The 14238-nt window shown below is 73.6% G+C and carries 10 protein-coding genes; 8 read left to right on the top strand and 2 right to left on the bottom strand.

Annotated elements, in window-relative coordinates:
* Position 1: 1 nt before the first annotated feature.
* Positions 2-2035: an alpha-1,4-glucan--maltose-1-phosphate maltosyltransferase gene (locus MY520_RS23820; RefSeq protein WP_436695165.1), complete on the bottom strand. Its 2034-nt coding sequence runs from the start codon at positions 2033-2035 to the stop codon at positions 2-4.
* 179 nt (positions 2036-2214) lie between these two features.
* Between MY520_RS23820 and glgP the strand changes: the two genes are divergently transcribed.
* Both glgP and MY520_RS23830 read left to right on the top strand, forming a co-directional pair.
* Positions 2215-4764 carry an alpha-glucan family phosphorylase gene (gene glgP, locus MY520_RS23825; RefSeq protein WP_436695167.1) on the top strand — a complete coding sequence of 850 codons (2550 nt, stop codon included), beginning with the start codon at positions 2215-2217 and terminating at the stop codon, positions 4762-4764.
* A gap of 110 nt (positions 4765-4874) precedes the next feature.
* The gene (locus MY520_RS23830; RefSeq protein ID WP_436695169.1) at positions 4875-5882 is read left to right on the top strand and encodes an FHA domain-containing protein; all 1008 of its coding nucleotides are present in this window, start codon (positions 4875-4877) and stop codon (positions 5880-5882) included.
* A gap of 78 nt (positions 5883-5960) precedes the next feature.
* On the opposite strand, the gene glgX is transcribed toward MY520_RS23830, so the two are convergent.
* On the bottom strand, positions 5961-8099 hold the full coding sequence (gene glgX / locus MY520_RS23835) for a glycogen debranching protein GlgX (RefSeq protein WP_436695170.1): 2139 nt from the start codon (positions 8097-8099) through the stop codon (positions 5961-5963).
* A 75-nt stretch (positions 8100-8174) separates the two neighbouring features.
* Between glgX and MY520_RS23840 the strand changes: the two genes are divergently transcribed.
* The 6 genes from MY520_RS23840 to MY520_RS23865 all read left to right on the top strand — a co-directional run bounded on the left by MY520_RS23840 (position 8175) and on the right by MY520_RS23865 (position 14016).
* Complete coding sequence (locus MY520_RS23840; protein WP_436695171.1) at positions 8175-8966, top strand: ABC transporter ATP-binding protein; 792 nt, start codon at positions 8175-8177, stop codon at positions 8964-8966.
* Positions 8967-9045: 79 nt separating this feature from the next.
* A complete protein-coding gene (locus MY520_RS23845) occupies positions 9046-9831 on the top strand; it encodes an enoyl-CoA hydratase/isomerase family protein (protein ID WP_436695172.1) in 786 nt (261 codons plus the stop codon).
* 128 nt (positions 9832-9959) lie between these two features.
* Complete coding sequence (locus MY520_RS23850) at positions 9960-11132, top strand: ABC transporter substrate-binding protein (RefSeq protein WP_436695173.1); 1173 nt, start codon at positions 9960-9962, stop codon at positions 11130-11132.
* A gap of 81 nt (positions 11133-11213) precedes the next feature.
* Positions 11214-12017 (top strand): ABC transporter permease, encoded by an 804-nt coding sequence (locus MY520_RS23855; protein WP_436695174.1) that lies wholly within the window; start codon positions 11214-11216, stop codon positions 12015-12017.
* Positions 12014-12898, top strand: coding sequence for an ABC transporter permease (locus MY520_RS23860; protein ID WP_436695175.1), 885 nt, complete (start codon positions 12014-12016; stop codon positions 12896-12898). Before MY520_RS23855 ends, MY520_RS23860 begins: the two co-directional genes overlap by 4 nt.
* Entirely contained in the window at positions 12895-14016 is a 1122-nt protein-coding gene (locus MY520_RS23865) for an ABC transporter ATP-binding protein (RefSeq protein ID WP_436695176.1), read from the top strand. Before MY520_RS23860 ends, MY520_RS23865 begins: the two co-directional genes overlap by 4 nt.
* Positions 14017-14238 lie beyond the last annotated feature (222 nt).

Raw genomic sequence — 14238 nt, forward strand, 5'->3', positions numbered from 1 at the left:
ATCAGGCCACCGGCGGCGGCACCTGCACCGGCCGGGAGTGGGTGATCGCGAAGACGTGCGCCGGCTCGCGGTAGGGGTCGAGCTCCACGTAGTTGAACTGCCCCCAGTCGTAGCTGGCACCGGTGATCTCGTCGGTGACGGTGAACCGCTCGTACCAGTCGAGCCCGAGCGCCGGCAGGTCCAGCGACGTCGTCCCGATCTGGGTGTTGTGGCCGTCCAGCGCGACGACGACGAGGACGGCGTCCTGCGACCCCGGGTCGGTCTTCGAGAAGCAGATCAGGTTCGGGTTGTCGACCGAGTGGAACCGCAGGGTCCGGAGCTGCTGCAGGGCCGGGTGGGCGCGACGGATCTCGTTGAGCCGGCGCAGGTAGGGCGCGAGGCTCCGCCCGGAGGCCTCCGCCGCCGCGAAGTCCCGCGGCCGCAGCTGGTACTTCTCGCTGTCGTGGTACTCCTCGCTGCCCGGGCGGACGGCCACGTGCTCGAAGAGCTCGTAGCCGGAGTAGACCCCCCAGGTCGGGCTCATCATGGCCGCGAGGGCGGCGCGGATCTTGAACATCGGCGGCCCGCCGAACTGCAGCGAGGCGTGCAGGATGTCCGGGGTGTTCACGAAGAAGTTCGGCCGCATGTAGTGGCTGTTGGCGGCCAGCTCCCGGCCGTAGTCCTCGAGCTCCTCGCGCCCGGTCCGCCAGGTGAAGTACGTGTAGGACTGCGTGTACCCGAGCCGCGCGAGCTGGTGCATCATCGCCGGCCGGGTGAAGGCCTCGGCGAGGAACAGCACGTCGGGATCGGTCTCCTTGACCGTCCAGATCAGCCAGTGCCAGAAGTTCAGCGGCTTGGTGTGCGGGTTGTCGACGCGGAAGACCCGCACCCCGGCGTCCATCCACACCCGGAGCACCCGCAGGCACTCGGCGTAGAGGCCCTCGGGGTCGTTGTCGAAGTTGATCGGGTAGATGTCCTGGTACTTCTTCGGCGGGTTCTCGGCGTAGGCGATCGTGCCGTCGGGCTTGGTGGTGAACCACTCCGGGTGGGACTTCACCCACGGGTGGTCGGGCGCGGCCTGCAGCGCGAAGTCCAGCGCCACCTCCATCCCGAGCTCCCGGGTGCGGGCGACGAAGGCGGTGAAGTCCTCCATGGTGCCCAGCTCGGGGTGGACGGCGTCGTGCCCGCCCTCGGCCGAGCCGATGGCCCACGGTGACCCCGGGTCGTCCGGGTCGATCTCGTAGGGGTTGCCGCCGGGGAACTGCGGCGTGTTCGGGCCCTTGCGGTTGACCGTGCCGATCGGGTGGATCGGGGGCAGGTAGACGACGTCGAAGCCCATCTCGGCGACCGCCGGCAGCCGGTCGGCCGCCGTGGCGAACGTGCCGTGGGTGGCCTTCCCGCCGACGACGGCGCCCGTGGAGCGGGGGAAGAACTCGTACCAGGAGCCGAACAGCGCCCGCTGACGGTCGACCCACACCTCGTACCGCGGCCCCGCGGTGACCAGCTCCCGCACCGGGTGCTCGTGCAGGTAGGCCTGCAGCGCCTCGGCCAGGGCCGGGGCGACCCGGGCCGTCAGCTCGCGCGAGGTGTCGCGCAGGGCGGCCGCCGCGTCGCCGGCCCGGGCCTTCCACTCCGCCTCGGCCACGGCGGCCACCCGGTCGAGCAGCCGGGCGCCCTCCTCCAGGTCGTTGGCGAGGTCCTCGGCACCCTGCCCGGCCTCCATCTTGACCTCGACCGCGTGGTGCCAGGTGGCGAGCGGGTCGCTCCACGCCTCGACCTGGAAGGACCACCGCCCCTCGCGGTCGGGCACCACGGTGGTGATCCAGCGGTCGGGCTGGTCGCCGAAGGGGGCCATCCGGCGCAGCGGCTGCGTCTCGGCGTCCTCCCCGGGCGGGGTCCAGACCACGTTGGCGGCCACGGCGTCGTGGCCCTCGCGGAAGACGGTGGCGGTGATCGGCACGTGCTCGCCCACCACGGCGCGGGCCGAGAAGGACCCGCAGGACACGACGGGGGCGACATCGGTGATGCCGAGGCGGAGGTCTGCGCGGCCAGTCATCCGGGCCACGCTATCGAGGTCGCGACGGGGGAGCACGTCGGCTGCGAGATACCCGCTGCCTCGCGCAGGCACCGGCGGAACGGGGGGATGACTGGGACGCCTGGAGGCCATGAGGCATCCTGCCGCGCCCCTGTCGGCGCCGCCCTGGCGGCGCGGGCAGACCTCGTTAGTCTCGGGCGGTGCGCGCTCTCCGCAGGTTCACCGTCCGGGCCTCGCTCCCCGAGGAGCTGATGCCGCTGTCCCAGCTGGTGACGAACCTCCGCTGGTCGTGGCACCCAGAGACCCGGGATCTGTTCGAGGCCCTCGACCCGAACCTGTGGCAGACCTGCAAGGGCGACCCGGTGAAGGTCCTCGGCGAGGTGTCGGCCGAACGGCTGTCCACCCTGGCCAGGGACCGCCGCTTCCTGCGCCGGCTGCAGGACGTCGTCGACGACCTGCAGGACTACCTGTCGGCGCCGCACTGGTACCAGTCGCTGGGGGCCGGGGCGCCCGCGTCGATCGCCTACTTCTCCGCCGAGTTCGGCATCACCGAGGTGCTGCCGCAGTACTCGGGCGGCCTCGGCATCCTCGCCGGCGACCACCTCAAGGCGGCCTCCGACCTCGGGGTGCCGCTCATCGGCGTGGGGCTGCTCTACCGCGGGGGCTACTTCGAGCAGGGCCTGTCGGCCGACGGCTGGCAGCTCGAGCACTACCCGTCGCTGGACCCGCACGGCCTGCCGGTCAAGCTGCTGCGCCAGTCCGACGGGTCCGCCGTCGTCATCACGGTGCCGCTGCCGGAGGGCCGGACCCTGCACGCGCACGTGTGGCGTGCCCAGGTGGGCCGCGTCTCGCTGCTGCTGCTCGACAGCGACATCGAGGAGAACGCGCCGGCCGAGCGCGGGGTCACCGACCGGCTCTACGGCGGCGACGAGGACCACCGGCTGCGCCAGGAGATGCTGCTCGGCATCGGCGGCGTGCGGGCGCTGCGGGCCTACTGCGGCCGGACCGGCACCCCGGCGCCGGAGGTCTTCCACGCCAACGAGGGCCACGCCGGCTTCCTCGGGATCGAGCGCATCCGGGAGCTCACCGAGTCCCACGGGCTGTCCTTCCCCGAGGCCCTGCAGGCGGTGCGCGCGGGCACGGTGTTCACCACCCACACCCCGGTGCCGGCCGGCATCGACCGGTTCCCCCGGGCGCTCATCGAGCGGTACTTCGCCGGCTTCGGCGTCCCGCTGGACCAGCTGATCCCGCTCGGCGCCGAGGACGACCCGACGAAGTTCAACATGGCGCACATGGGCCTGCGCCTGGGCCAGCGGGCCAACGGCGTCAGCCGGCTGCACGGGCACGTCAGCCGGCACATGTTCCGCTACCTGTGGCCCGGCTTCGACGAGGGCGACGTCCCGATCAGCTCCATCACCAACGGCGTGCACGCCCCCACCTGGACCGCCCGCGAGCTCGTCGAGCTCGGCACGCAGGCCAGCAGCCAGGGTGACCCGGTGGAGGTCGAGGGCGACGTGCACTTCGACGGCGTCGACCGGATCCCGGCCGGCGACCTGTGGAGCACCCGCCGGCTGCTGCGCGGGCGCCTGGTCGACGAGGTGCGCCGCCGGCTGCGGGACACCGCGCTGTCCCGGGGCGCCGCGGAGTCCGAGGTCGGGTGGACCGACACCGCCTTCGACCCCGACGTCCTCACCATCGGCTTCGCCCGCCGGGTGCCCTCGTACAAGCGGCTGACCCTCATGCTGCGCGACCCCGAGCGGCTCAAGGCGCTGCTGCTGGACCGCGACCGGCCGGTCCAGCTGGTCATCGCCGGCAAGAGCCACCCGGCCGACGACGGCGGCAAGCAGCTCATCCAGCAGATGGTGAAGTTCGCCGACGACCCCGAGGTCCGGCACCGCATCGCGTTCCTGCCCGGCTACGACATCGGCATGGCGCGCTACCTCTACTGGGGCTGCGACGTCTGGCTGAACAACCCGTTGCGGCCGCTGGAGGCCTGCGGCACCTCGGGCATGAAGGCGGCGCTCAACGGTGGCCTCAACCTCTCCATCCGCGACGGCTGGTGGGACGAGTGGTTCGACGGACAGAACGGCTGGGCCATCCCCACCGCCGACGGGGTGGCCGACGCCGACCGCCGCGACGAGATCGAGGCGCGGGCCATCTACGACCTGCTGAGCACCTCGGTGCTCCCGCGGTTCTACGAGACCGACCGCGACGGCATCCCGACCCGGTGGGTCGAGATGGTGCGGCACACGCTGCGGGAGACCGGCCCCAAGGTGCTGGCCACCCGGATGGTGCGCGACTACGTGCAGCAGCTGTACGTGCCCGCGGCCGGGTCGGCCCGCGCGATGGCCGAGGGCGGCTACACCGCCGCGCGCGGTGAGGCGACCTGGCGGTCGCACCTGCTCGACCACTGGAGCGGGGTCCGGGTCGCCCACGTCGAGGCCACAGGGGCCAGTGACACCCCGGAGATCGGCTCGAGCCTGGCGCTGCGCGCGGAGGTGGAGCTGCCCGGCCTGACGCCGGCTGAGGTGCAGGTGCAGGCGGCCTACGGCCGGGTGGACGACGCCGACGGCCTCCATGACGTGACCACGCTGCCGATGACGCACGAGCACGCCGACGGGTCCCGGCACTGGTTCACCGCGACCGTGCCGCTGGAGCGCACCGGCGCGTTCGGCTACACGGTGCGGGTGCTGCCGCACTCGCAGCACCTGGCCGACCCCGCAGAGCTGGGCGTGGTGGCCAGCGCCTGACGAGAGGACCCCGGGGCGGGGTCACGGGGAGCACAACCGTCACGCCGGTCGCACACGTCCCGGGCGCGGCGCGGGGTTCGGCGTGGCGATCGTCGCCGGTCCGCCGCGGCGTGCCTGACGTCATTACGCTGGACGCCATGCCCGACCGCTGTGAAGTTCTGCCCGGAGACTCCGTCGTCGCCCGACGGGGAGGCGGTCTGCTGTGGGTCGACGCGCCGGGGTCCCCGGCACTCGTCGCCGCCCTGCACGCCTGCCTCGGGGTCTCCGGCCCCGGCGCCGAGCGGGTGCTCGGCGCGGTCGCCGGTCAGGTCGCGGGGCTGGCCGGCAGCTCGGCGTCCTTCGCCCTGGTCCTCGTCGACACCTCGGGCGGCACGGGCACCGGCGTCGCGCTGTGGTCCGGCAAGGGCCAGCCGGCGGTCGACGGCGTCCCGGTGTCCGGCACCTCGGTCGACGGCGGCACGCTCGCCAGCGGCTTCCAGCTCGGCCAGACCCTGTACGTGGGGCCGGGCCAGCCGGTGCCCTCGATGCCCCCGGGCGTCGCCTACGACCTGGTCGAGGGCACCGTCCCCGGCTCCGGGGCGATGCTGCAGCTGGCCGCCGCGGCCCACGTCTCCTCGGCCGCCGTGCCGGAGACCGCGGCGGCGCCGTCCTCGTTCACCGCCGCGTCCGACTCCGGCTTCGGCGGCTCGTCCGGCTTCGGGGCCACGGCGGCGCCGGCCGTCGAGGAGCCGGAGAGCGGCGAGTCGACCGCCTTCTGGAAGCCCGAGCCGCCGGCCGCGCCGATCCTCCGGTTCGACGACGGCCTGGTCGTCACCGTCGACGAGGACCTCGTCCTCGGCCGGCGTCCCGACAACCACGAGCTCGTCTCGACCGGCTCGGCCCGGCCGGTGCCGATCGCCGACACCCAGAACGTGCTGTCCTCGGCCCACGCCGCGATCCAGCGCAACGGCCGCGAGGTCTCGCTGGTCGACCTCGGGTCGCTGAACGGCACCCACGTCGCCGGCCCGGAGGCCACCGAGTGGACCCAGCTCGAGCCCGGCGTCGCCCACCCGCTCTCCGACGGTGACCGCCTGCTCCTCGGCTGGACGGTCATCACCTTCGAGCAGGTCCAGGACTGAGGGAACAGGTATAGGAAGCTCTACCCACGTCAGATCCGCTCTGATGTGGGTAGAGCTTCCTATACCCGCTGGGCGGCCTCAGGGACGGCGGAGGATGCGCAGCAGCCAGACGGTGCGCGGCGGCATCTCGACCGGTCCCGGGGCGACCACGGTCGGCCGGGGCGGGGCGCCGGTCGGGTACTCCGTGGAGACCACGAACTGGTAGCCGTCCGACCAGGGCGGGCCGGGCAGGTGGACGGTCACCGGGTCGGGTCCGGCGTGCAGCTGCACGAGGTAGGAGTCGTCCACGACCGGCCGCCCGCGCTGGTCGCGGTGCCGGATGCCGCGGCCGTCGAGGTACATCCCGACGGTCTGCAGGCCGGTGTCGAACCAGTCCGCAGTGCCGAGCTGGTGCCCGGCCGGGTGGAACCAGGCGAGGTCGCGGGTGCCGCCGGTGCCCGGGATCTCGTGGCCCTCGAAGAACGCCTCCTGCCGCAGCACGGGCGCGGACCGCCGCAGCGCGACCAGCCGGGCGACGAAGGCGACGAGGTCGGTGTCGGCGGCGGCCCAGTCGATCCAGGAGATCTCGTTGTCCTGGCAGTAGGCGTTGTTGTTGCCCTGCTGCGTGCGGGCGAGCTCGTCGCCGGCGGTGAGCATCGGCACCCCGGTGGACAGCAGCAGCGTGGCCAGGTGGTTGCGGATCTGCCGGGCCCGCAGCGCCTGCACCTCCGGGTCCGCGCTGGGACCCTCGACGCCGCAGTTCCAGTTCCGGTTGTGGCCCTCGCCGTCCCGGTTGTCCTCGCCGTTCGCCTCGTTGCGCTTGCGCTGGTAGGTGACGAGGTCGGCGAGGGTGAACCCGTCGTGGGCGGTGACGAAGTTGATGCTGGCGAAGGGTCGCCGCCCGTCGGAGCGGTAGAGGTCCGAGGAGCCGGTCAGCCGGTAGGCGAGGTCCCGGATGCCGACGTGCGCGCCGGACCACACGTCGCGCACGGTGTCGCGGTACTTGCCGTTCCACTCGGTCCACAGCGGCGGGAAGTTGCCCACCTGGTAGCCGCCCTCGCCGACGTCCCACGGCTCGGCGATCAGCTTCACCCGGCTGATCACCGGGTCCTGGTGGACGACGTCGAAGAACGCCGAGAGCCGGTCGACGTCGTGCATCGACCGGGCCAGGGCGGCGGCGAGGTCGAACCGGAACCCGTCGACGTGCATCTCGGTGACCCAGTAGCGCAGCGAGTCCATGAGCAGCGCCAGCACGGGCGGGCGGCGGACGTCGAGGGTGTTCCCGCACCCGGTGTAGTCGGTGTACCGGGACGGGCCGCCGCCGGCCAGCCGGTAGTAGCCGCCGTTGTCGATGCCCTTGAAGGAGAGCGTCGGCCCGGTGTGGTCGCCCTCGGCGGTGTGGTTGTAGACGACGTCGAGGATCACCTCGATCCCCGCGGCGTGCAGCGCCTTGACCATCGCCTTGAACTCGGTGACCTGCTGCCCGCCCGTGCCGGAGGCGCTGTAGGCCGCGTGCGGGGCGAAGTAGCCGAGGGTGTTGTAGCCCCAGTAGTTGGTCAGCCCGCGGTAGAGCAGGTGCGGCTCGCTGACGAAGTGGTGCACCGGCAGCAGCTCGACCGCGGTGACGCCGAGCGCCTGGAGGTGCTCGACGAAGGCGGGGTGTGCCAGGCCGGCGTACGTGCCGCGCAGGGTCGGCGGGATGTCCGGGGAGCACATGGTCGCGCCCTTGACGTGCACCTCGTAGATGACGGTGTCCGACCACGCGGTGTTGGGCGACCGGTCGCCGTCCCAGGGGAAGGGGTCGTGGACGACCACTCCGCGGGGCACGAACGGCGCCGAGTCGCGCAGGTCGGGGACCGCGGCGTCGAAGGCGGCGTCGGTGTAGCCGAACAGCGCCGGGTGCAGCTCCAGGTCGCCGTCGACGGCGCGGGTGTAGGGGTCGAGCAGCAGCTTGGACGGGTTGTACCGCAGCCCGGAACCGGGGTCGTAGCTGCCGTGCACCCGGTAGCCGTAGCGCTGGCCCGGGCCGACCCCGGGCAGCCGCCCGTGCCACACCTGGTGGGTGGTCTCCTGCAGGCGGTGGCGGTGCTCGGTGCCGTCGGCGTCGAACAGGCACAGGTCGACCGCCTGCGCGCCGGCCGACCAGAGGGCGAAGTTGGTGCCGTTCCCGTCCCAGTGGGCCCCCAGGGGTGTGGGGGAGCCGGGCCACACCTCGACGTCGTCCGGGCTGCTGCGCACGGGAGTGATCCTGCCAACACCGTCGGCCCCCGGGTGGCAGGGCGGGGTCCTCCGGCGGGTTGGTTGGATGGGGGGGTGTCCAGCGAGGCGGTCGTCGAGATGCACGGTGTGGACGTCGTCCGGGGGGAGACGTACCTGCTGCACGGCATCGAGTGGACCGTGCTGCCCGAGCAGCGGTGGGTCGTCCTCGGGCCCAACGGGGCGGGGAAGACGACGCTGCTGCAGCTGGCCGCGGCGCACCTGCACCCGACCCGCGGCACGGTGGAGCTGCTGGGGGAGACCCTCGGCGCGGTCGACGTCTTCGAGCTGCGGCCGCGGATCGGGCTGACCAGCGCCGCGCTGGCCCAGCGCATCCAGCCGGGCGAGCGCACCGGCGACGTCGTCCTCTCCGCGGGGTACGCCGTCCTCGGCCGGTGGCGGGAGCGCTACGACGTGCACGACCTCACCCGCGCGGCGGTGCTCATGCAGCAGTGGGGCGTCGCGCCGATGGCGCACCGCCCGTTCGGGACGCTGAGCGAGGGTGAGCGCAAGCGGGTGCAGATCGCCCGGGCGCTCATGCCCGACCCCGAGCTGCTGCTGCTCGACGAGCCCGGCGCCGGGCTGGACCTCGGCGGCCGGGAGGACCTGGTCAGCCGGCTGTCGGACCTCGCCCGCTACCTCTACGCCCCCGCCCAGGTGCTGGTCACCCACCACGTGGAGGAGATCCCGCCCGGCTACACGCACGCGCTGCTGATGCGCGCCGGCGGGGTGGTCGCGGCGGGGCCGGTGGAGCAGGTGCTCACCCAGGAGACGCTCTCGGAGACCTTCGGGCTGGCGCTGCACGTGCAGCGCGCCGACGGCCGGTGGACGGCCCGCCGGGCCGCCTGAAACGCCCGGCCGGCGGCCCGCGGGACGCTCCTGGCTAGGGTGCGACGACGACGACGTCCACCCGCGCTGGAGGGCCCGCATGGCAGCCCCGGAGTTCGTGACCCTGCAGGTGGCCGACGGGGTGGGGACCATCCGCCTCGACCGGCCGAAGATGAACGCGATCAACGAGCAGCTGCACATGGAGGTGCGTGCCGCGGCCCTGGAGGCCGGCGAGCGGGCCGACGTCCGTGCGGTCGTGGTCTACGGCGGGGAGCGGGTGTTCGCGGCCGGCGCCGACATCAAGGCCATGTCCCAGCTCGACGGCCGCGGCATGGTGGCCTGGGGCCGCGAGCTGACCGACTCCTTCACCGCGGTGCAGCGGATCCCCAAGCCGGTCATCGCCGCGATCACCGGCTACGCCCTGGGCGGCGGGTACGAGCTGGCGCTGTGCGCCGACTTCCGCGTCATGGGGGCCGGCGCCAAGATCGGCCAGCCGGAGATCCTGCTCGGCGTCATCCCCGGTGCCGGGGGCACGCAGCGGCTGGCCCGTCTGGTCGGCCCGGCCCGCGCCAAGGACCTCGTCTTCACCGGCCGGCACGTCGGCGCCGAGGAGGCGCTCGAGATCGGGCTGGCCGACGCCGTCGTCCCGGACGCCGACGTCGAGTCGACGGCGGTGGCCATGGCGCGCAAGTTCGCCGCCGGGCCGCCGCTCGCCCTGGCGGCCGCGAAGCGGGCGATCGACGACGGCCTGGACATGACCCTGCCGGAGGGGCTCGCGCTGGAGAGCCGGCTGTTCGCCGAGCTGTTCGACACCGAGGACCAGAAGGCCGGCATGCGGTCCTTCCTCGAGAGCGGCCCGGGGAAGGCGACCTTCACCGGCCGCTGAGCGCTGGGAGTTCCGGCGTTCACCGGATCGCCACCTGGCGGCGACGCCGCGGACCGGTCGCGCGTCCGCGCCGTCTGCCACGATCCCGGCAGCCCGCCGGTGGCGGGCCCACCACCTGGAGGAGAGACGTGCAGCGCAGCACCCTGAACGGACGTCCCACCGCGCGGACGGCGGCGGCGTTGTCGGCCGCTGCCCTGGTCCTGGCCGCCTGCGGGGGCGGGGACGGGGAAGACGGCGGATCGGGCGGCGGAGGCGGCAGCAGCGACGCGGCCGCCGCGACCTCGCTGGCCGACTTCGGGGACCTCGACGCGCTGGTGGAGGCCGCGCAGGCCGAGGGCACGCTCAACGTCATCGCGCTGCCGCCGGACTGGGCGAACTACGGCGAGATGATCGACACCTTCAGCGAGAAGTACGGCATCGAGGTCGTCAGCACCCTGCCCGACGGCTCGAGCCAGGACGAGCTCAACGCGGTGACCAGCCAGCGCGGCCAGGACCGGGCGCCGGACGTCCTCGACCTCGGCACCCCGTTCCACCACCAGGCCAAGGCGCAGGACCTGCTCGCCCCCTACCAGGTGCAGACCTGGGACGAGATCCCCGAGGGCCAGAAGGACCCGGAGGGGTACTGGGTCAACGACTACGGCGGCTACATCTCGATCGGCTGCAACGCCACCGCCGTCGCCGCGTGCCCGGCGACGTTCGCCGACCTCCTCGACCCGCAGTACGCCGGCCTAGTCGCCCTCAACGGCAACCCGACCCAGGCGACGGCAGCGTTCTCCGGCGTGTGGGCGGCGTCGCTGGCCAACGGCGGCAGCCTCGACGACATCGGCCCGGGCATCGACTTCTTCCGCCAGGTCAAGGACGTCGGCAACTTCAACCCGGTCGAGATCACGCCGGCGACGATCCTCAGCGGGGAGACGCCCATCTCCATCGACTGGGACTACAACAACGCCGGGCTGACCGACGACCTCGCCGACCAGGGCGCGGAGTGGCAGGTCGCCGTCCCCGCCGACGGGCTGTTCGGCGGCTACTACAACCAGGGGATCAGCGCGTTCGCGCCGCACCCGGCCGCGGCCCGGCTGTGGCAGGAGTTCCTCTACAGCGACGAGGGCCAGAATACCTGGCTGGGCGGCGGCGCCCGCCCGGTGCGGCTGCCGGCGATGGAGGCGGCCGGCACCGCCGACGCCGACCTGCTGGCGGCGCTGCCGCCGGTGGAGGGCGCCGCCGAGTTCCCGACCGCGGAGCAGGAGACGGCCGCGCGCGACGTGGTCGCCGAGCGCTGGAACGCGGAGATGTCCGGCTGAGCGCCACGACGAGCGCGACGTCGGCGGCCCGATCGGGCGGAGCTGCTGGCCGCGCTCGGCGCCGTTCCGTTCTTCCTCTACGTGGCGCTCTTCCTGGTGCTGCCGATCGGCGTCGTGGGGGTCGAGGCCTTCCGCGCGACCGACCCGACGACGTTCGAGGAGAGCTGGTCGACCGAGAGCATCACCTCGATCACCGAGGGGGCCTACCGGCGCGCCTACGTCGGCAGCCTGCAGCTGTCCGCGATCACCGCGGTGCTCGGCGCCGCGCTCGGGCTGACCGTGGCGATCGCGGTGCTGCGGGCCCGGCGGGGCCGGCTGCTGCGCCGGCTGGTGCTCACCGCGTCGGGGGTGCTGGCCAACTTCGGCGGGGTGCCCCTGGCGTTCGCCTTCATCGCCACGATCGGCAACGCCGGCGTGGTCACCGCGCTGCTCACCGACACGCTCGGGTGGAGCGGCTTCTCGCTGTACTCGATGACCGGGCTGGCGCTGGTCTACCTGTACTTCCTGGTGCCGCTGATGGTCCTCACCATCACGCCCGCGCTGGAGGCCCTGCGGCCGCAGTGGCGGGAGGCGGCGGACAACCTCGGCGCGAGCGGCTGGCAGTACTGGCGGCACGTCGGCGGGCCGGTGCTCGCCCCGCCGGTCATCGGCGCGACCATGCTGCTGTTCGCCTCGGCCTTCGCCGCCTACGCCACCGCCCGCGCCCTGGTCGGCAGCAGCATCCCGCTGGTCACGCTGCAGATCGCCGACGCACTGTCGAGCAACGTCGTGGTGGGCGCGGAGAACCTGGGCAAGGCGCTCGCGCTCGGCATGGTCGTGCTCATCGGGCTGGTCATGGCCTTCTACGCCTGGGTGCAGCGCCGCACCCAGCGGTGGCTGTCGTGAGCCTGTCGACGGCGGGGGTGGCCGGTGCCGGCAGCGTCGCGCCCGACACCCCCGTCCGGGCCGGACGGCGCGGCTCCGGCGTCTGGCGCTGGGCCGTGCTGGCCCTGTTCGGCCTCTACTTCCTGGTGCCCGTCGCCGCGTCGCTGTGGTTCACCGTCCGCGACCGGGGCTCCGGCGGCTTCACCGCCGAGCACTACACCGGGATCCCCGGCGCGGAGGGGTTCGCCGAGACCTTCGGCCGCTCGCTCACCATCGCGGTGCTGACCGTGCTGCTGTCGCTGCTGCTCATGGTGCCGACCGTCGTCCTGGTGGACCTGCGCCTGCCCCGGCTGCGGACGACGGTGGAGCTGCTCACCCTGCTGCCGCTCGTGCTGCCGCCGATCGCGCTGGTCGTGGGCGTGCGCAGCGTGCTGGCCTGGGCACCGGACTACTTCCTCGACACCCCGCTGGCCGAGGCGTTCTTCGCCCTTCAGCGGCCGGAGCTGCCGTGGATCCTGGTCCTCGTCTACGTCGTCATGGCGCTGCCGTTCGTCTACCGCGCCCTGGACGCCGGGCTGCGCGGGACCGACCTGCGCACGCTCACCGAGGCGGCGCGCAACCTGGGCGCCTCGTGGCCGCGGGTGCTGGTCTCGGTGGTGCTGCCGGTGCTGCGGACGTCGGTGCTCACCGCGTCGTTCCTGACCCTGGCGCTCGTGCTGGGCGAGTTCACCATCGCCCAGATCCTGGGGTTCCGGACCTTCCCGACCTGGATCCTCGAGATCGCCGGCTCCCGGCCACAGCTGTCGGTCGCGGTCTCGGTGCTCTCCCTGGGGATGACCTGGGTCCTGTTGCTGCTGATCTCCGCGCTGGACCGCCGGCGGCCGGGGGAGGAGTCCGCATGACCACCGCTCCGGCCGCCCGGGCCGTGGCGGCCCCGGCCGACCTCCGCGAGCGCCCCGGCGTCGCCGTCCGGCTCGAGGCGCTGACCCGCCGCTACGGATCGGTGCTCGCCCTCGACGGCCTGGACCTCGACGTGGGCGGGGGCGAGTTCCTCGCCCTGCTGGGGCCCTCGGGCTGCGGGAAGACGACGGCGCTGCGGGCGATCGCCGGCTTCGAGCGGCCCGACGCCGGCCGGGTGCTGCTCGACGGGCGGGACGTCACCGGCGTGCCGGCCAGCAAGCGGGACATGGGGATGGTGTTCCAGGCCTACAGCCTGTTCCCGAACCTGACCGTCGCCGACAACGTCGCCTTCGGCCTCCGGGTCCGGCGCCGGGGCAAGGCCGAGCGCACCAGGCGGGCCGCGGAGCTCCTGGAGCTGGTCGGCCTGGCCGACCGCGCGGCCCGCTATCCCCACCAGCTCTCCGGCGGTCAGCAGCAGCGGGTGGCGCTGGCGCGGGCGCTGGCCGTCGCGCCCCAGGTGCTGCTGCTCGACGAGCCGCTGTCGGCGCTCGACGCCCAGGTGCGGGTGCAGCTGCGGGAGGAGATCCGCCGCATCCAGCTGGAGCTGGGCATCACCACCGTCTTCGTCACCCACGACCAGGCCGAGGCCCTGTCGGTGGCCGACCGGGTGGGCGTGCTGCGCGCCGGCCGGCTGGAGCAGGTGGCCTCGCCCGACGAGCTCTACGAGCGGCCGGCGACGGCGTTCGTGGCGGAGTTCGTCGGGACGATGAACCGGGTGCCCGCGCGGCCGGCCGGCGGGGGAGTGGAGCTGCTCGGCGTCCGCCGGCCGGCGGCCGGGGCGGTGCCGCCGTCGGGCGCCGTCGTGGCGCTGGTCCGGCCGGAGTCGCTGACCGTGGCCGCCGACCCCGCGGGCGCCGGTCGGGTGGTCACGCGCACCTTCTCCGGCGCGACGACCCGGCTGGCGGTGGCCCTGCCCGACGGCCTCGAGCTCGCCGTGGACGTCGTCAGCGCCGGCAGCGGCGACCTCGTCCCGGGCGCCGCGGTGACGGTCACCCCGGCCGACCGCGCCGTGCTCGTCGCGCCCGCGGAGGAACCCCCGGCAGCGGCGCGCGGATCGTGACGGGGGTCACCGGAACCGGCACGGGCATCCCCGTTACCCGACGGTAACCTCCACTATCGGAGCAGGCGGGCGAGGCCCGCGACCCCAGACCCCAGCGCGGAGGTAGGTCTGACGATGAACATCGTCGTTCTTGTCAAGCAGGTGCCCGACTCGGGGAGTGAGCGGAACCTGGACCCTCAGGACAACACCGTCGCCCGGGGGAGTGCGGACAACGTCGTCAAC

Origin of the sequence: Geodermatophilus sp. CPCC 205506, from assembly GCF_051383635.1 — a bacterium.
Classification (GTDB): Bacteria; Actinomycetota; Actinomycetes; order Mycobacteriales; family Geodermatophilaceae; genus Geodermatophilus.